17 protein-coding genes are annotated in these 17,262 nt (G+C 70.7%); 10 read left to right on the top strand and 7 right to left on the bottom strand.

Annotated elements, in window-relative coordinates:
* Nucleotides 1-497: 497 nt before the first annotated feature.
* Nucleotides 498-1,706, bottom strand: coding sequence for a bifunctional adenosylcobinamide kinase/adenosylcobinamide-phosphate guanylyltransferase (locus ACZ5SK_RS02235; RefSeq protein WP_334580807.1), 1,209 nt, complete (start codon nt 1,704-1,706; stop codon nt 498-500).
* A 114-nt stretch (nt 1,707-1,820) separates the two neighbouring features.
* On the opposite strand from ACZ5SK_RS02235, the gene ACZ5SK_RS02230 reads away from it, so the two are divergent.
* The gene (locus ACZ5SK_RS02230) at nt 1,821-2,033 is read left to right on the top strand and encodes a hypothetical protein (protein ID WP_319346498.1); all 213 of its coding nucleotides are present in this window, start codon (nt 1,821-1,823) and stop codon (nt 2,031-2,033) included.
* Between the two features lie 70 nt (nt 2,034-2,103).
* Here ACZ5SK_RS02230 and ACZ5SK_RS02225 read toward each other — a convergent pair whose 3' ends face one another.
* Both ACZ5SK_RS02225 and ACZ5SK_RS02220 read right to left on the bottom strand, forming a co-directional pair.
* Nucleotides 2,104-2,805, bottom strand: coding sequence for a methyltransferase domain-containing protein (locus ACZ5SK_RS02225; RefSeq protein ID WP_334580808.1), 702 nt, complete (start codon nt 2,803-2,805; stop codon nt 2,104-2,106).
* Nucleotides 2,806-2,888: 83 nt separating this feature from the next.
* Nucleotides 2,889-3,482 (bottom strand): DUF3043 domain-containing protein, encoded by a 594-nt coding sequence (locus tag ACZ5SK_RS02220; RefSeq protein WP_334580809.1) that lies wholly within the window; start codon nt 3,480-3,482, stop codon nt 2,889-2,891.
* Nucleotides 3,483-3,779: 297 nt separating this feature from the next.
* Here ACZ5SK_RS02220 and ACZ5SK_RS02215 point away from each other — a divergent pair, with 297 nt between their 5' ends.
* The 4 genes from ACZ5SK_RS02215 (at nt 3,780) to ACZ5SK_RS02200 (ending at nt 6,947) form a co-directional block, all read left to right on the top strand.
* On the top strand, nt 3,780-4,577 hold the full coding sequence (locus ACZ5SK_RS02215; protein ID WP_079662831.1) for a PspA/IM30 family protein: 798 nt from the start codon (nt 3,780-3,782) through the stop codon (nt 4,575-4,577).
* A 33-nt stretch (nt 4,578-4,610) separates the two neighbouring features.
* Complete coding sequence (gene pspAA, locus ACZ5SK_RS02210) at nt 4,611-4,889, top strand: PspA-associated protein PspAA (RefSeq protein ID WP_334580810.1); 279 nt, start codon at nt 4,611-4,613, stop codon at nt 4,887-4,889.
* Between the two features lie 154 nt (nt 4,890-5,043).
* Nucleotides 5,044-6,267 (top strand): sensor histidine kinase, encoded by a 1,224-nt coding sequence (locus ACZ5SK_RS02205; protein WP_334580811.1) that lies wholly within the window; start codon nt 5,044-5,046, stop codon nt 6,265-6,267.
* On the top strand, nt 6,264-6,947 hold the full coding sequence (locus ACZ5SK_RS02200) for a response regulator transcription factor (RefSeq protein WP_334580812.1): 684 nt from the start codon (nt 6,264-6,266) through the stop codon (nt 6,945-6,947). Before ACZ5SK_RS02205 ends, ACZ5SK_RS02200 begins: the two co-directional genes overlap by 4 nt.
* Nucleotides 6,948-7,034: 87 nt before the next feature.
* On the opposite strand, the gene nadA is transcribed toward ACZ5SK_RS02200, so the two are convergent.
* Nucleotides 7,035-8,219, bottom strand: coding sequence for a quinolinate synthase NadA (gene nadA, locus ACZ5SK_RS02195; protein WP_334580813.1), 1,185 nt, complete (start codon nt 8,217-8,219; stop codon nt 7,035-7,037).
* Nucleotides 8,220-8,463: 244 nt separating this feature from the next.
* On the opposite strand from nadA, the gene ACZ5SK_RS02190 reads away from it, so the two are divergent.
* Nucleotides 8,464-8,820: a HesB/IscA family protein gene (locus ACZ5SK_RS02190; protein ID WP_030794551.1), complete on the top strand. Its 357-nt coding sequence runs from the start codon at nt 8,464-8,466 to the stop codon at nt 8,818-8,820.
* Between the two features lie 97 nt (nt 8,821-8,917).
* Here the strand turns inward: ACZ5SK_RS02190 and ACZ5SK_RS02185 are convergent, their stop codons facing one another.
* Together ACZ5SK_RS02185 and ACZ5SK_RS02180 are read right to left on the bottom strand one after the other, a co-directional pair.
* Nucleotides 8,918-10,888 carry a hypothetical protein gene (locus ACZ5SK_RS02185; RefSeq protein WP_334580814.1) on the bottom strand — a complete coding sequence of 657 codons (1,971 nt, stop codon included), beginning with the start codon at nt 10,886-10,888 and terminating at the stop codon, nt 8,918-8,920.
* A gap of 140 nt (nt 10,889-11,028) precedes the next feature.
* Nucleotides 11,029-11,253, bottom strand: coding sequence for a hypothetical protein (locus ACZ5SK_RS02180; RefSeq protein WP_334580815.1), 225 nt, complete (start codon nt 11,251-11,253; stop codon nt 11,029-11,031).
* 145 nt (nt 11,254-11,398) lie between these two features.
* Between ACZ5SK_RS02180 and ACZ5SK_RS02175 the strand changes: the two genes are divergently transcribed.
* Nucleotides 11,399-12,373 carry a carbohydrate kinase family protein gene (locus ACZ5SK_RS02175; protein ID WP_334580816.1) on the top strand — a complete coding sequence of 325 codons (975 nt, stop codon included), beginning with the start codon at nt 11,399-11,401 and terminating at the stop codon, nt 12,371-12,373.
* Nucleotide 12,374: 1 nt separating this feature from the next.
* Here the strand turns inward: ACZ5SK_RS02175 and ACZ5SK_RS02170 are convergent, their stop codons facing one another.
* Entirely contained in the window at nt 12,375-13,757 is a 1,383-nt protein-coding gene (locus tag ACZ5SK_RS02170) for an aminotransferase class V-fold PLP-dependent enzyme (RefSeq protein WP_468415248.1), read from the bottom strand.
* 331 nt (nt 13,758-14,088) lie between these two features.
* Here ACZ5SK_RS02170 and ctaC point away from each other — a divergent pair, with 331 nt between their 5' ends.
* Genes ctaC through ACZ5SK_RS02155 form a run of 3 tightly spaced genes read left to right on the top strand, consistent with a single transcriptional unit; the run spans nt 14,089 to nt 17,176 of the window.
* Complete coding sequence (gene ctaC, locus ACZ5SK_RS02165) at nt 14,089-15,048, top strand: aa3-type cytochrome oxidase subunit II (RefSeq protein WP_334580818.1); 960 nt, start codon at nt 14,089-14,091, stop codon at nt 15,046-15,048.
* Nucleotides 15,045-16,781 carry an aa3-type cytochrome oxidase subunit I gene (gene ctaD, locus ACZ5SK_RS02160; protein WP_334580819.1) on the top strand — a complete coding sequence of 579 codons (1,737 nt, stop codon included), beginning with the start codon at nt 15,045-15,047 and terminating at the stop codon, nt 16,779-16,781. Before ctaC ends, ctaD begins: the two co-directional genes overlap by 4 nt.
* The gene (locus ACZ5SK_RS02155) at nt 16,778-17,176 is read left to right on the top strand and encodes a cytochrome c oxidase subunit 4 (protein WP_099937520.1); all 399 of its coding nucleotides are present in this window, start codon (nt 16,778-16,780) and stop codon (nt 17,174-17,176) included. The genes ctaD and ACZ5SK_RS02155 overlap by 4 nt, the downstream gene beginning before the upstream one ends.
* Nucleotides 17,177-17,262: the final 86 nt, after the last annotated feature.

The following is a 17,262-nucleotide window of genomic DNA, read 5'->3' as shown; positions in this document are numbered from 1 at the left end:
GGCCCGCGCCCCGGTGCCGGGAGGCTTGGAGCCCGGCGAGTCGGAGCCCCGCCCCCCGGTGCCCGGCGGTCCGGAGCCCCGCGACCGAGAACCCGCGCCCCGGCCCCGGCGGCCCGGCCCCCCGCGATCCGGGGCCTGGCGAGTTGGGGCCCGTGCCCCGGTGCCGGGAGGCTTGGAGCCCGGCGAGTCGGGGCCCAGCGCCCAGGAGCCCGGCGGCTCGGAGCCCCGCGACCGAGAACCCGGCAACTCGGAGCCCGTGATCCGGAGCCCGGCGACCGAGAACCCGCGGCTGGAGCCCCGCGATTGGGAACCCGGTGGCTCGGAGCCCCGATCCGGAGTCCCGCGACCGAGACCCGCGGTCCGGAGTCCCGCGACCGAGACCCGCGGTCCGGAGTCCCGCGACCGAGAACCGCGGTCCGGAGCCCCGTGACCGGGAACCCGCGGCTCGGAGCCCGCGGTCGGCTCCGGGGCGGAGGTTGCGGAACGGGACCGGACGGTCAGCCGCGTAGTAGTAGGGCTTGGCTTGCTACCACCAGTACGACCTGTTCGCACTCGGTGGCGACCGTCGCGTTCAGCCGGCCCAGTTCGTCCCGGTACCGCCGCCCCGATGCCGTGGCCGGCACGATCCCGGAGCCGACCTCGTTCGACACCAGTACGACGGTCCGCCGCGCCGAGCGCACGGCCGCCGCCAACTCCGTCACCCGCGCGCGCAGCGCCTTCTCGCCGCCGTCCGCCCACACCGCGTCGTCCCACGCCCCGACGGAGTCCATGGCGTCCGTCAGCCACAGCGACAGACAGTCGATCAGCAGCGGCGCCCCCTCCGCCCCGAGCAACGGCACCAGATCGCAGGTCTCCGTCGTCCGCCAGGACCCCGGCCGCCGCTCCCGGTGCGCCGCGACCCGCGACGCCCACTCGGTGTCGCCGCCGCGCGTCCCCCCGGTGGCGACGTACAGCACGTCCGGGAAGGACTCCAACCGGCGCTCGGCCTCCACCGACTTCCCCGACCGGGCCCCGCCCAGCACCAGCGTCCGCCTCGGCACGTCCGGCACCTCCTCGTACACCCCCACCGTCAGCGTCGACCCGTCGGCCACCGCCCGCGCCCCCGCCGCCGCGAGGCGCCGCGCGAGCTCCACGCCCGGCGGCACGTCGTGGTCCAGGTGGACGGCGACCACGTCCGTCGTCGGCCCCACCGCGCCCACCGCCCGCAGCTTCGCCAGCGCGTCCGGCCGCCCCACGAGATCCGCGAGGACCATGTCGTACCGCTCGGCGGCCCCCGACCCCTCCTCCAGGCCCGCCGGCGCGCCCCCGGGCGGCAGATACAGCAGCCGCTGCCCGTCCGGGCCGGTGACCGCGTACCCGGTGCCCGGCGCGTCCATCGCCACGGCCCGCACCCGATGCCCCGTCAGCAGCGCCAACTCCCGCCCGTCCGGCACCCGGCCGGGCTGCGGCAGCCCGGCCGGCACCTCCACCGGTGGCCCGTCGTGCGGATGCGTCAGCAGCACCTGCCGCACCCCGCCCAGCGAGTGACCCGCGCGCGCGGCGGCGAACGCGGCGCCCGGCGTCAGATCGAGCAGCAGCGTCCCGTCCACGAGCAACGCGGTCGCCGCGCGCGCGTGCGCACCGAGCGAGGTCGCGCACACGGAGCAGGAACAGTCGGGGCGGGGCAGGCCCGCGGGGGCGCCGGTACCGAGCAGAGTGACTTCCACGGAGCTGATTTTCGCCTGTCTGACCTGGTCTTGCGCATCCGACTAGGCTGCTCGGCAGGAGCCGGACCAAGATCCGGCTTCTGCTCTGCACGTGGTCACAGCTGGGAGGCGTACATGGCGGCATGGACGTGGCGGTTCGAGAAGGCCGACGGGACGGAGGTCCAACCCGCGGTGCAGCCCGAGGAGTTCACCACTCAGGGGGACGCCGAGTCCTGGATCGGGGAAGTGTGGAAGGACCTCCTCGAAGGCGGCGCGGACCAGGTACGGCTGTTCGAGGACTCCACCGAGATCTACGGCCCGATGAGCCTGCACGCGAACGAGGCGTAGCCGCACAGCGGGGTGGCCCCACCACGGCCACCCCGTACGCCGTTCACTCGTACGAGCGGAGCGCGACCGCTCAGCCGCGCACCCCGCACAGATGCAGCAGCGCCGCGACCTGCCGGTAGGGGTCGGTCCGCCCGGCCCGCTCCTCGGCGGCCAGCAGGGTCTCGACGTCGCCCGGGATCTCCGCCCCGTCCGCCGCCGTGTCCGTGAAGACCCGCACGCCGTACCAGGCCTGCAGCGGTGCGCCGATCCCGGCGAGCGTGCCGGTCAGCGTCGTCAGCCGGTCCGCCCGTACGTCGAGCCCCAGCCGGTTGCGGTAGGCGACGGAGTCGAAGGCGCCCAGCGCGCCCGTCCAGTCGCCGGACAGGCCCGGCCGCATGGCCAGCGCGTCCGCGTTCCTGACCAGCAGCGACAGCAGACCACCCGGCGCCAGCATCCGCGCGAGCCCCGCGAGCAGCGGATCCGGCTCCGCGACGTACATGAGCACGCCGTGGCACAGCACCACGTCGAAGCTGCCGGGCAGGAAGTGCACTCCGGTGTCGCGGCCGTCGCCCTCGATGATCCGCATCCGCTCCCGGATGCCCTCGGGTTCGCCGCACAGCGCCTCGCGGGCCGCGGCGATCATCGTCGCGTCCTGCTCGAGACCGGTCACCTGATGCCCGAGCCGGGCCAGCCGCAGCGCCTGCGTGCCCTGGCCCATCCCGACGTCGAGGACCCGCAGCCGCTGCCCCACCGGGTAGCGCGCCGCTATCTGCTCGTCGAGCTGCCGGGCCACCAGCTCCTGTCGTACGACGTCACGCAGCCCGCCCAGCCTGCTCAGCCAGGCCTCGGCCGCTCCCCCGGAGAAGGCCGCAGCGCTCAGAGCCGTCCTCCACGCTTGAGCTGCGGCTTGGGCAGCCGGAGCCGGCGCATCTGCAGCGAGCGCATCAGCGCGTACGCCACCGCGCCCCGCCGGTTCTGCTGGGGGAAGCGCTCCGCCAGCTGCTTGCGCAGCCGGAAGGCGGTGACGAACGAGTCCAGCACGATCAGCACGATCACGACCAGCCAGAGCAGCAGCGCGATGGTCTGCAGCGAGCCCACCCGCACCATGCTCAGCACCAGGATGACCACGGCCATCGGCAGGAAGAACTCCGCCACGTTGAACCGCGAGTCGATGAAGTCGCGGGCGTACTTGCGCACCGGGCCCTTGTCACGGACCGGCAGGTAACGCTCGTCACCGCCCGCCAGCGCCTGGCGCTGGCGGTCCAGCTGGGCACGGCGCTCCTCGCGCTGACGCTTGGCGGCGTCCTTGCGCGACGTCGAGGTGCTGGCGACGCTGCGGCGCTGGGACTGGGCCTCACTGCGCTTGGGCGTGGGCCTGCCCTTGGGGGCCTGCGGGTCGCGGGTCTGCTTGGAGTCGGTCACCACCGCGTCGGCGGGGGCCTTCTCTTCCTTGGCACGGCTACGGAACACAAAACCCAAGGGTAAGCGCTCCCGGGCATGGACCCCAGCCCGGAGGGGAACGATCCGGCAACACCAGTCGTCTGTAGAGGGGACAGACCGGGCAGGAGTGAGGAAGAAGGGGCACAGGGTGATCGGTCGCTCACCCTGAAGGTCACCTACTCCTCACGCCGGAGCAGGAGCGCGGTCAGTCGTCCTTGGGGATGAGCGCATCCGTCCCCGAACAGTGCGTCAATGGATGCAGGGCCCGTACTGTGGGTTCTGTCGCAGAGGTTCAGGCTGGACGTCAGAAGGGGGCGCGCGAAGCCCATGAGCGGTGTCATGAAGCGTATGGGGATGATCTTCCGCGCGAAGGCGAACAAGGCCCTTGACCGGGCCGAGGACCCGCGCGAAACCCTCGACTACTCGTACCAGAAGCAGCTGGAGCTCCTCCAGAAGGTCCGCCGCGGTGTCGCCGACGTGGCCACCTCGCGCAAGCGTCTCGAACTCCAGCTGAACCAGTTGCAGTCGCAGTCGACCAAGCTGGAGGACCAGGGCCGCAAGGCCCTCGCGCTCGGCCGTGAGGACCTCGCCCGCGAGGCGCTCTCCCGCCGCGCCGCCCTCCAGCAGCAGGTCACCGACCTCGAGACACAGCACGCCACGCTCCAGGGCGAGGAGGAGAAGCTCACCCTCGCGGCCCAGCGCCTCCAGGCCAAGGTGGACGCCTTCCGTACGAAGAAGGAGACCATCAAGGCCACCTACACCGCCGCCCAGGCCCAGACCCGCATCGGCGAGGCCTTCTCCGGCATCTCCGAGGAGATGGGCGACGTCGGCCTGGCCATCCAGCGCGCCGAGGACAAGACCGCCCAGCTCCAGGCCCGCGCCGGCGCCCTCGACGAGCTCATGGCCTCCGGCGCCCTGGACGACCCGACGGGCATGGCGAAGGACGACCTCCAGGCCGAGCTGGACCGCCTCTCCGGTGGTACGGATGTGGAGCTGGAACTGCAGCGCATGAAGGCGGAGCTCGCCGGGGGCTCGTCCTCCGGACAGCAGGCCATCGAAGGCGGCACGAGCCAGTCGCAGTCCCAGCAGCAGCCGCAGGACACCCCGCGCTTCGACAAGCAGTAACCGGCGCCGGGGCCCGGAGCCGAGGAGGGCGACATGATCGTACGGATCATGGGGGAGGGCCAGTGGACGCTGGCCGACTCCCACTTCGTCGAACTGAACAAGCTGGACGACGAGCTGCTGGCCGAGATGGAGCGCGGTGACGAGGAAGGCTTCCACCGCGTCCTCGGCGCCCTCCTGGACGCGGTCCGCCGGCTGGGCGACCCCCTGCCTGACGACGCCCTGGAACCCTCGGAACTCATCCTCCCGGCCCCGGACGCGAGCCTGGAGGAGGTCCGGGAGATGCTGAGCGACGACGGCCTGATCCCGGGGTGATCTTCTTCTGGCCCGTCCGGTTCCAGCCAGTCCGGTTCCAGCCAGTCCGGTGCTAGCCCGTCCGGCGTGTGCGGACGAGCCCCCTTCGGGGCCGAAGCGGGGTCCGGGGGCGGCAGCCCCCAGCCACGGCAAGGAAAGTGACGGTATCTACGAGGTGACCCTCCTTGCCCGGGCCGAGTGCCGGCTCAAGGCCCACCCCCTGGCCCTGGACGCCTCGCTCGCCGCAGGCGTCCTGCTCTGCATGCTGGCGGGCTCCTTCGTCGACCCGCACGGAGAGCACAGCGTCAGCTGGAGCATCCACAGCCCGGACCCGCTCAGCCTGCTGCTGATGACCCTCGGCGCCGTCGCCCTCGTCTTCCGCCGCAGCGCCTCCATGGCGGTCCTCGCCCTCACCGGCGCCGCCTCCGCGATCGAGTCCGTCACCGGCGACCCCCGCGCCCCCGTCGCCATGTCCGCGGTGATCGCGCTGTTCACCGTCGCCGCCGGCACCGACCGCGCCACCAGCCTGCGGGCCGGCCTGCTCACCATGACGGTTCTCACCGGCGCCGCCATGCTCGCCGGACCACTGCCCTGGTACGCGCAGGAAAACCTGGGCATCCTCGCCTGGACCGGCATCGGCGCCACCGCAGGGGACGCGGTCCGCAGCCGCCGGGCCGTCGTCCAGGCCATCCGGGACCGCGCCGAGCGCGCGGAACGCACCCGCGAGGAGGAGGCCCGCCGCCGGGTCGCCGAGGAGCGCCTGCGCATCGCCCGCGACCTGCACGACGTCGTCGCCCACCACATCGCGCTGGTCAACGTGCAGGCCGGAGTCGCCGCGCATGTCATGGACAAGCGGCCCGACCAGGCCAAGGAGGCCCTCGCGCACGTCCGCGAGGCCAGCCGCTCGGCGCTCAACGAACTGCGGGCCACCGTCGGCCTGCTGCGCCAGTCCGGCGATCCCGAGGCCCCCACCGAGCCCGCGCCCGGCCTGGACCGCCTCGACGAGCTCGCCGGCACCTTCCGCAACGCCGGCCTCCAGGTCGAGGTGGCCCGCACCGATCACGGGACCAAGCTCCCCGCCGCCGTCGACCTGGCCGCCTACCGGGTCATCCAGGAAGCTCTCACCAACGTTCAAAAACACGCCGGAGGCGAGGCGAAGGCCGAGGTCAGCGTCGTGCGCGTGGGGCCGAACATCGAGGTCACCGTCCTCGACAACGGTCGCCCGGACGGCGAGGAGTCGCCTCAGGAAGGCGGCGGTCACGGCCTGCTCGGCATGCGCGAACGCGTCACCGCCCTGCGCGGCACCCTCACCACGGGCCCCCGCTACGGAGGCGGCTTCCGCGTCCATGCGATCCTGCCGATCAAGACCCGCACGGCCACCACGGGAGAGAGCGCATGACCATCCGTGTCCTGCTCGCCGACGACCAGGCGCTGCTGCGCAGCGCGTTTCGCGTGCTCGTCGACTCCGAGTCCGACATGGAGGTGGTCGGCGAGGCGTCCGACGGCGCGGAGGCGGTCCGGCTGGCGAAGGAGCAGCGCGCCGACGTCGTCCTGATGGACATCCGTATGCCCGGCACCGACGGTCTCGCCGCGACCCGGCTGATCAGCGCCGATCCTTCCCTCGCGCACGTCCGCGTGGTCATCCTGACGACGTTCGAGGTCGACGACTATGTGGTGCAGTCGCTGCGGGCCGGCGCCTCCGGCTTCCTCGGCAAGGGCAGCGAGCCCGAGGAGTTGCTGAGCGCGATCCGGGTCGCCGCGGGCGGGGAGGCCCTGCTCTCGCCGACCGCCACCAAGGGCCTGATCGCCCGCTTCCTCGCCCAGGGCGGCGCGGCGGACGACGAGCACGACCCCGCCCGCTCCGTTCGGCTGGAGGCGCTCACCGTGCGCGAGCGCGAGGTCCTCGTGCAGGTCGCCGGCGGCCACTCCAACGACGAGATCGCCGAGCGCCTGGAGGTCAGCCCGCTGACGGTGAAGACACACGTCAACCGGGCCATGGCCAAGCTGGGCGCGCGCGACCGGGCGCAGCTCGTGGTGATCGCCTACGAGTCGGGACTGGTACGACCAAGGGCGGAGTGAGCCCGGCCGTCGCCGACGCTGGCGTCGGGCGTCGGTCCGCCGCGCCGACCCCCTTCCCCCGCGGGGGAAGGGGGCCCGCCGCCGGGGTTACGGCAGTGCCAGCATCCGCTCCAGGGCCAGCTTCGCGAACGTCTCGGTCTCCCGGTCGACCTCGATGCGGTTGACCAGGTTGCCCTCGGCCAGCGACTCCAGGGTCCAGACCAGGTGGGGGAGGTCGATCCGGTTCATGGTCGAGCAGAAGCAGACCGTCTTGTCGAGGAAGACGATCTCCTTGCCCTCGGGCGCGAAACGGTTCGCCAGCCGGCGCACCAGGTTCAGCTCGGTCCCGATCGCCCACTTCGAGCCGGCCGGGGCCGCCTCCAGCGCCTTGATGATGTACTCGGTCGAGCCGACGTAGTCCGCCGCGGCCACGACCTCGTGCCGGCACTCGGGGTGCACGAGCACGTTCACGCCGGGGATACGGGCGCGCACGTCCTCGACCGACTCCAGGCTGAAGCGGCCGTGCACCGAGCAGTGGCCCCGCCACAGGATCATCTTCGCGTCGCGCAGCTGCTCGGCGGTCAGCCCGCCGTTCGGCTTGTGCGGGTTGTACAGGACGCAGTCCTCCAGGGACAGGCCCATGTCCCGCACCGCGGTGTTGCGGCCGAGGTGCTGGTCGGGCAGGAACAGGACCTTCTCACCCTGCTGGAAGGCCCACTCCAGGGCCCGCTGGGCGTTGGAGGAGGTGCAGATCGTGCCGCCGTGCCTGCCCGTGAACGCCTTGATGTCCGCGGAGGAGTTCATGTAGGAGACGGGCACGACCTGCTCGGCTATGCCGGCCTCGGTCAGTACGTCCCAGCACTCGGCGACCTGCTCGGCCGTCGCCATGTCGGCCATCGAACAGCCGGCGGCGAGGTCGGGGAGGACCACCTTCTGGTCGTCCGACGTCAGGATGTCGGCGGACTCGGCCATGAAGTGCACACCACAGAAGACGATGTACTCGGCCTCCGGGCGGGCGGCCGCGTCCCGGGCCAGCTTGAAGGAGTCGCCCGTGACGTCCGCGAACTGGATGACCTCGTCGCGCTGGTAGTGGTGGCCGAGCACGAAGACCTTGTCCCCGAGCTTCTCCTTGGCCGCGCGGGCCCGCTCCACAAGGTCCGGGTCGGACGGGGAGGGCAGGTCGCCGGGGCATTCGACACCCCGCTCGCTCCTCGGGTCGGCCTCACGGCCGAGCAGCAACAGGGCGAGCGGAGACGGCTGTACGTCGAGCTCCGTGGTCTGGGCGGTGGTCACGACACGCACCCTTTCTACTTTTCGTCGAACTGACGTTATCTATCATAACCCGCTTCACGTCACTTTGACGATGGTCATAGCGTCGATGTGACATGAATCCCGGTGAGGCGTTTTCCGCCCGCAACCGTGTGTGCGAGCATGAGAAGGGAACGAAAAAGACAAGAGCTCGGCCCGGAATGAATCCGCGGCCCCGTCGGTTGCAACCGTCGGCAAGCAGTCTCCGTACAACCCGGGAGAGATGTAGATGTCCGTATCGGACGAGACCAGCACCGTCACCGACGGCATCATCCTGTCCGACGCCGCCGCGGCGAAGGTCAAGGCCCTGCTCGACCAGGAAGGCCGTGACGACCTGGCCCTGCGTGTCGCCGTTCAGCCCGGTGGCTGCTCCGGCCTGCGCTACCAGCTCTTCTTCGACGAGCGGTCCCTCGACGGCGACGTCGTCAAGGACTTCGACGGCGTCAAGGTCGTCACCGACCGCATGAGCGCCCCCTACCTGGGCGGCGCGTCCATCGACTTCGTCGACACCATCGAGAAGCAGGGCTTCACGATCGACAACCCGAACGCGACGGGCTCCTGCGCCTGCGGCGACTCCTTCAGCTAATTCCAAGTAGCTGTAGCTGCTGAAGGCATCAGCGCACAACGAAGGCGGCGGCCCCTTTCTAAAGGGGCCGCCGCCTTCGCGTTCGCCGCGCCGACCGCTACTGGACCTGCGGCAGCCGCGCCCCCGGCTTCTCCAGGGGGATCGCCTTGCCGTCCGTGCCGACCACCGTCCGGCTGCCCAGCGGCTGGTCCAGCCGCACGGTCTTGTGGAACTGCTTGGCGATCAGGATGCAGATCTTGTTCGGCCAGGGCGTCTCCGTGACGGTGACCTTCACCTCGCCCGTGCTCTCGGTCGCCGTCGCCTTGTAGTCGGCGCACACCCCGCCGGTGAAGGTCACGATCAGCTCCTTGCCCTCGGCGGTGTAACCGTCCGGGTGCACGTCACGCGTCTTCGGGGCGCTGCCGGTCGGCGTCGGCGTGGGCGTCGTCGCGGACTTCAGATACGCCGGCTCGACGGCCGGCTGCGTCACCGTGTACCCGGCGGCGGCCCCCGCGCCCTTCACGTCGAACAGCCAGGACGGCACGAGCACCTGCCGGCCGCCCGAGGTGTGCGGGGCGAGCCCGAGCACCGCGTCCTCGACCGTCACCGTCTCCTGCTGCGGCGCCGCGGTGGACGTACCGCACGGACTCTCCAGCCGGTCCTTCAGCGGCACCGGGCTGGCGCAGCCTCCGATGCCCATCCGGTGATTGCTCCCCGGCGCCCCGTTCAGCGCGGCCAGCGCCTCCCGAGCGCTCAGCAGGGGATACGTGTCGCCCTTCAGCGGCGCCTGCAACTGGCCGTTCGCGCCGACGACCTCGCCCTGCGCGCTGACGCTGATGCCGGTCGTCCAGCCGTAGGTGGGCAGACCGCCGAACACCGGATCGGCGTTCACCACCCGCTGGGCGCCCATGATCTGGCTCGCGTCCACCTTGGCGTCGTCCTGGCCCACCGCCTTCAGGATCGGCGCCGCAGCCTGCTTCGCGACCGCCTCGCTCACCGTGTCGCCGGCCGCGCCCGCGGGATCCCGGGTGCACTTGACGGTGCCGCCCGTGCAGTTGTCGGTGCCGGGCGCGTACCGGGTGAAGGTCCAGATTCCCGGTGCCTGGCGGTTCACCCGCAGCACCGGCCCCGAACCGTCGGCGGCGCCGACCTTCCAGGCCTCGCCGTCGACCACCGGCGTCCCCTCGGCCCCCAGGACCTTCGCCAGCCGGACCACCTCGTCCTTGGTGACCGCGCCCTTGGGCCAGTACACGGGTGCGGAGCCCGGACCGTCCGGAAGCGTGCCGTCGGCCTTGTAGGTCACCCCGTAGGGGTTCGGCTCGCCGGGCGCGATGCCGTTCGCACCGCCGTTGGAGGTACCCGTGCCTGCGGAGTAGTCGTCCAGGAGAAGCGCGGCGGGGGCGCCGTCCCCGGAGGGCGACCCGGAACCGGACCCGCCGGACCCGCCGCCCGAGCTGCTCACGACACCGGAGGTGAGGTACGCCCCGCCGCCGCCCACCAACAGCACGGCGGCGGCGACGGAGGCGATGAGCACGGGGGAACGCCGCCGAGAGCCGACAGCGGCCTCCGCCTCCTCACCCACCCCGCCCACCTGGACCCCCTCATCCTCGGGAGCCTCACGGACCGCGGCTTCCTCAGGAATCTCACGGAGTCGGGCACCCTCGGACACCTCACGCGCCTCGGCGTCCTCGGGAACCTCACGTGCCGGAGTTCCCTCGGGAACCTCACGCGCCTCGGCGTCCTCGGGAACCTCACGGGCCGGAGTTCCCTCGGGAACCTTACGGGCGGCGGCTTCCTCGGGAATCTCGCGGCCCGGAACATCCTCGGGCAGCTCACGGGCCGTGGCCTCCTCGGGAACCTCGTGGCCCGGAGCTCCCTCGGATACCTCACTCGCCGGGGTCTCCTCGGGAACGGCGCTCGGCTCCGCCGCACCGGCCCCGGCGTCCGCCTTCGCCTCGGTGTCCGCCGCACCGGCCGCGGTGTCCGCCTTCGCCGATGCGCCCCCGGCGCCCTTCGCCGTACCGCCCTCGGTGTCCGTCTGCTCCGGCTCGCGCGCGGCGTCGTCGTTCTCGGGTCGCTCGGTGTTCACCGCATCGCTCCTTCGGCTGCCCTGCTGTCGTACCTCACATCCCCTTTACGGGGGACGGCGATGGGACGCGACAGGGGAGCGCACGGTTCCCTTCCGAGCGCCCTGCCGAGGAAAGCCGAGAGAAACCGAGGGAAAACCCCCTAGTTCCCGTAATCAAGGGCGACGTCGTCCAGCATGGCCTCCAGCAGCCGCGCCGACTTCGCCGGGACGCTCACGCCGTGGATGAGTGACGGGGAGACCGGACGGGAAGTGATCTTCTCCGGGGCGGCCCAGTGCGGAGCCATCCGGGCACAGTCACCGCGCAGCGACGCCAGGCCGCCGTCGAGGTCGGCCGGAACGGGGGCGTGGACCTTGAGGTTCGTCATGACCGAACCGTATGCACGTCCCGGCTCGCGAAGAAAGATCTACTATCGGGTAGTTTCGGCTGCTTCAGCAGGCCCGGGTGACCGGGTAGCGTGAACCGTCCGCCATCGCGCAGCACCCCTTTGATTCCACAGGAGAGTCCACGCCGTGCGCATCGCAGTCACCGGCTCCATCGCGACCGACCACCTCATGACGTTCCCCGGCCGCTTCGCCGACCAGCTCGTCGCGGACCAGCTGCACACGGTCTCGCTGTCCTTCCTGGTCGACAACCTGGACGTGCGCCGGGGCGGCGTGGGCGCGAACATCGCCTTCGGCATGGGCCAGCTGGGCACCCGCCCGGTCCTGGTCGGCGCCGCGGGCGCGGATTTCGACGAGTACCGGGCCTGGCTGGACCGGCACGGCGTCGACACCGACTCGGTCCGCATCTCCGAGACCCTGCACACCGCCCGCTTCGTGTGCACCACCGACGCCGACCACAACCAGATCGGCTCCTTCTACACGGGCGCGATGAGCGAGGCCCGCCTGATCGAGCTGAAGACCGTCGCCGACCGGGTGGGCGGTCTCGACCTGGTCCTGATCGGCGCCGACGACCCGGAGGCGATGCTCCGGCACACCGAGGAGTGCCGCTCCCGCTCGATCCCCTTCGCCGCCGACTTCTCCCAGCAGATCGCCCGTATGAACGGCGACGAGATCCGGATGCTGCTGGAGGGCGCCACGTACCTGTTCTCCAACGAGTACGAGAAGGGCCTGATCGAGTCCAAGACCGGCTGGAGCGACGCCGAGATCCTCGCCAAGGTCGGCCACCGGGTCACCACCCTCGGCTCGCGGGGCGTCCGTATCGAGGGCATCGCCGACGACCCGATCGAGGTCGGCTGCCCGGACGAGGAGGCCAAGGTCGAGCCGACGGGCGTCGGCGACGCCTTCCGCGCCGGCTTCCTCTCCGGCCTCGCCTGGGGCGTCTCCCACGAGCGCGCCGCGCAGATCGGCTGCATGCTCGCCACCCTTGTCATCGAGACGGTCGGCACCCAGGAGTACCAGCTGCGCCGCGCCCACTTCATGGACCGCTTCACCAAGGCCTACGGCGACGAGGCCGCGGCCGAGGTCCGCACGCACCTGGCGTGACTCAGGAGAGCCGGCGGACCAGGTAGGCGAAGCCACGGTCCGCCGGCTCCTCCCCGACGTACTCCTGTCCCCGCATCTCGCACCACGCGGGGATGTCGAGCCGGGCCGCCTCGTCGTCGGACAGCACCCGCACCGTGCCCCCGACCGGCACGTCCCCGATGACCTTCGCCAGCTCGATGACGGGAATCGGGCACCGCCTGCCCAGCGCGTCCACCACGAGCTCCTCGCCCCGTACGTCCGCCACCTGCGCGGACATGGGCGCCCCGAGCTTCTCCCGGACCCCCGCCACGGCCCCCGGCAGCACGGCGAGGAACCTCTCCACATCCTCCTCGGCCGCCCCCGCCGGCAACGAAACCCGCACGTTTCCCTCACTCAGCACCCCCATCGCCTTCAGCACATGGCTGGGAGTCAGCGTGCTGCTGGTGCAGGACGAACCGGACGACACGGAGAATCCCTCCCGGTCCAACTCGTGCAGCAGCGCCTCCCCGTCGACGTACAGACAGGAGAAGGTGACGATCCCCGGCAGCCGCCGCTCCGGATCCCCCACGACCTCCACCTCCGGGACGACGGCGCCCACCCGGGCCCGGATCCGCGCCGTCAGCGCCCGCAGCCGTACCGCCTCGGCCGACGCCTCGGCCCGCACCGCCCGCAGCGAGGCCGCCGCGGCCACGATCGCCGGAAGGTTCTCGAACCCGGCCGCCCGCCCCGACTCCCGCTCGTCCGCCGGGCCTTGGACGGCGAACCGCACCCCCTTGCGCACCACGAGCACCCCGACGCCCGACGGCCCGCCCCACTTGTGCGCGCTGGCCGTGAGCAGCGACCAGTCGCCCTCCACCCGGCCCCATCCGAGTGACTGCGCCGCATCCACCAGCAGCGGCACCCCCGCCGCCCGGCACACCTCGGCCACCCCGGCCACCGGCTGCTCGGTCCCCACCTCGTGATTGGCCGACTGCAGACAGGCGAGCGCGGTGTCGGCCCGCAGGGCCTCGGCATACGCCTTGACGGTCACGGCTCCCGCCCGGTCGACGGCCACCCGCGTCAGCGTGCCGCCGTCCCGCTCATGCGCGTCAGCCAAATGGAGCACTGAGGAGTGTTCGACAGATGACACGATCAGGTGACGTCCGACCCGCTGACGCCCGGCCAGCGCGCCCGCGACGCCGGAGTGCACGGCCCGCGTTCCCGAGGAGGTGAAGACCAGTTCGTCCGGTCGGCACCCCACCGCCTCGGCGGCCGCCTCGCGGGCGGCGTCGAGCAGCATCCGCGCGCGCCGCCCCTCCCGGTACAGCCGGGCGGGGTCGGCCCACCCCTCGTCGAGCGAGGCCAACAGAGCCTGGCGGGCCACGGGATGCAGGGGAGCGGCGGAGGCGGCGTCGAAGTAGGGCACACGGCAACGTTAAGACGTGGACGGGCTCCCGGGGGCGTGGGACCGTTTCGATCCGCGGCTCCGCCGCGCACGGCGCGATCGGCCACGGCGGTCCCGCCGCCGCCATACAAGCCGCATTGACGAGCTATTAGGCGCTATCGGCCACCCGTCCCCACCCCTTCGGGGTGACCGGCGGCGCGTATGCCACCCTCCCCGCGAACCCCCGGAGGGCGTCGGCTAGGGTTTGGTCCGCATAAACATCCAAACCCCTGCCCGACGCAGGGCGGCGACCGACCAGCGAGAAGGCAGGCCGCAGCCAACCGCGCGGGCGAGACTCTCGGGAAGGCGCTACGTGAGTCCCAACGGCTCCGACCGCTCGCCGCGGCGCCCGATGCGGCGGAAGCTGCTGCAGGCAATGACCGCGGGCCTGGTCCTGGCGACCGCCACCGGTTGCACATACAAGGACTTCCCCCGCCTTGGTATGCCCACCCCGGTCACGGAAGAGGCTCCGCGGATCCTCTCCCTGTGGCAGGGATCCTGGGCTGCCGCGCTGGCCACCGGCGTGCTGGTGTGGGGCCTGATCCTGTGGAGTGCTTTCTTCCACCGGCGCAGCCGCACCAAGGTCGAAGTTCCTCCGCAGACCCGGTACAACATGCCCATCGAGGCGCTGTACACGGTTGTGCCGATCATCATCGTCTCGGTGCTGTTCTACTTCACGGCCCGCGACGAGTCGAAGCTGCTGAGCCTCGACAAGAAGCCCGACGTCACGGTCAACGTGGTCGGCTTCCAGTGGAGTTGGTGCTTCAACTACATCGAGAACGTCGAAGGTTCCGACGGGAACGCGAAGACCGACAAGAACCTGGCCGCGATCCCGGACCGGTTCAAGAAGGACTTCCCGGACAACGCGGGCGGCACCTACACCTGCGGCACCCCCGGCGAGAAGAACCCGGAAACCCACAACCCGGGCCCGACCCTCTGGCTCCCCGAGGGCAAGACGGTCCGCTTCATCCTCACCTCGCGTGACGTCATCCACTCCTTCTGGGTGGTGCCGTTCCTGATGAAGCAGGACGTCATCCCGGGCCACACCAACGCCTTCCAGGTGACCCCCAACCACGAGGGCACCTTCCTGGGCAAGTGCGCCGAGCTGTGCGGCGTCGACCACTCCCGGATGCTCTTCAACGTGAAGGTCGTCTCTCAGGAGCGCTACGAGCAGCACCTCAAGGACCTCGTGAAGAAGGGGCAGACCGGTTACGTTCCCGCGGGCATCGAGCAGACGCCGCACGAGAAGAACCGGGAGACGAACAACCTGTGAGCATCCTCAACGAACCCCAGGGTGCCGCGGCAGCTGAAGACTCCTACGAGAATGAGCTGCCGGTCCGGCGCAAGCAGCCCGGCAATGTCGTGGTCAAGTGGATGACGACCACCGACCACAAGACCATCGGTACGTTGTACCTGGTCACGTCGTTCGCGTTCTTCTGCATCGGCGGCGTCATGGCGCTCTTCATGCGCGCCGAGCTCGCCCGACCGGGCCTGCAGATCATGTCGAACGAGCAGTTCAACCAGGCGTTCACGATGCACGGCACGATCATGCTGCTGATGTTCGCGACGCCGCTGTTCGCCGGCTTCACGAACTGGATCATGCCGCTCCAGATCGGCGCGCCGGACGTCGCCTTCCCGCGACTGAACATGTTCGCCTACTGGCTGTACCTGTTCGGCTCGCTCATCGCCGTCGCCGGCTTCCTCACCCCGCAGGGCGCCGCCGACTTCGGCTGGTTCGCCTACGCCCCGCTGTCGGACGCGGTCCGCTCGCCGGGCATCGGCGCCGACATGTGGATCATGGGTCTGGCCTTCTCCGGCTTCGGCACGATCCTCGGCTCGGTCAACTTCATCACCACGATCATCTGCATGCGCGCACCGGGCATGACCATGTTCCGCATGCCGATCTTCACCTGGAACGTGCTGCTGACCGGTGTGCTGGTCCTGCTGGCCTTCCCGGTCCTCGCGGCCGCGCTGTTCGCCCTGGAGGCGGACCGCAAGTTCGGCGCCCATGTCTTCGACGCCGCCAACGGCGGCGCGTTGCTATGGCAACACCTCTTCTGGTTCTTCGGCCATCCAGAGGTGTACATCATCGCCCTACCATTCTTCGGAATCATTTCCGAAGTGATCCCGGTGTTCTCCCGCAAGCCGATGTTCGGCTACATGGGCCTGATCGCCGCGACCATCTCGATCGCCGGTCTCTCCGTGACGGTGTGGGCGCACCACATGTACGTCACCGGTGGCGTGCTGCTTCCGTTCTTCTCCTTCATGACGTTCCTCATCGCCGTGCCGACGGGCGTGAAGTTCTTCAACTGGATCGGAACGATGTGGAAGGGCTCACTGTCCTTCGAGACACCGATGCTGTGGGCGACGGGCTTCCTCATCACCTTCACCTTCGGTGGTCTGACCGGCGTCATCCTGGCCTCGCCGCCGATGGACTTCCACGTGTCCGACTCGTACTTCGTGGTGGCGCACTTCCACTACGTCGTCTTCGGCACCGTCGTCTTCGCGATGTTCTCCGGCTTCCACTTCTGGTGGCCGAAGTTCACCGGCAAGATGCTCGACGAACGCCTCGGCAAGATCACCTTCTGGACGCTGTTCGTCGGCTTCCACGGCACCTTCCTGGTCCAGCACTGGCTGGGCGCCGAGGGCATGCCGCGCCGTTACGCCGACTACCTGGCGCAGGACGGCTTCACCGCCCTGAACACGATCTCGACGATCAGCTCGTTCGTCCTCGGTCTGTCCGTCCTGCCGTTCTTCTACAACGTGTGGAAGACCGCCAAGTACGGCAAGCCGGTCGGCGTCGACGACCCGTGGGGCTACGGCCGCTCCCTGGAGTGGGCCACGTCCTGCCCGCCGCCGCGCCACAACTTCCTCACCCTGCCGAGGATCCGCAGTGAATCCCCGGCGTTCGACCTGCACCACCCGGAGATCGCCGCGCTCGAGCAGCTGGAGCACGCCGGCCACGGCGCCAGTGCCATCACGGGCAGCAAGGAGGCCGGCAAGTGAAGATCCAGGGCAAGATGTTCGTCTGGCTGAGCGTCTTCGTCCTCGCCATGGCGGTCGTCTATGGCGTGTGGTCGAAGGAGCCGGCCGGCACCACGGCCCTCTTCCTGGCCTTCGGCCTGTGCATCATGATCGGCTTCTACCTGGGCTTCACCGCCCGGCGGGTGGACGCGGGCGCGCAGGACAACAAGGAAGCGGACGTCGCGGACGACGCCGGCGAGCTGGGCTTCTTCAGCCCGCACAGCTGGCAGCCGCTGTCGCTCGGCATCGGCGGCGCCCTGGCCTTCCTGGGGGTCGCGGTCGGCTGGTGGCTGCTGTACTTCTCGCTGCCGCTGATCCTCATCGGCCTGTGGGGCTGGGTCTTCGAGTACTACCGCGGTGAGAACCGCACCCAGTAGCACGTCCTGAACGAGGCGAGAGCCCGGACACTCCGTCAGGAGGGTCCGGGCTCACGCTTTTGCCGTATCGGGTGTCCTCCGTCCGT

The sequence above is a fragment of the Streptomyces sp. NPDC031474 genome (assembly GCF_055581185.1).
The sequence above is the reverse complement of the archived record's forward strand: the minus strand, read 5'-3'. Positions and strand labels throughout refer to the sequence as shown.

Bases quoted from the DNA above. Each gene is read 5' to 3' on its own strand.
- ACZ5SK_RS02230 (WP_319346498.1), top strand. From the start codon at position 1,821: ATGGCGGCATGGACGTGGCGGTTCGAGAAGGCCGACGGGACGGAGGTC.
- ACZ5SK_RS02215 (WP_079662831.1), top strand. From the start codon at position 3,780: ATGAGCGGTGTCATGAAGCGTATGGGGATGATCTTCCGCGCGAAGGCG.
- pspAA (WP_334580810.1), top strand. From the start codon at position 4,611: ATGATCGTACGGATCATGGGGGAGGGCCAGTGGACGCTGGCCGACTCC.
- ACZ5SK_RS02200 (WP_334580812.1), top strand. From the start codon at position 6,264: ATGACCATCCGTGTCCTGCTCGCCGACGACCAGGCGCTGCTGCGCAGC.
- ACZ5SK_RS02190 (WP_030794551.1), top strand. From the start codon at position 8,464: ATGTCCGTATCGGACGAGACCAGCACCGTCACCGACGGCATCATCCTG.
- ACZ5SK_RS02180 (WP_334580815.1), bottom strand. From the start codon at position 11,253: ATGACGAACCTCAAGGTCCACGCCCCCGTTCCGGCCGACCTCGACGGC.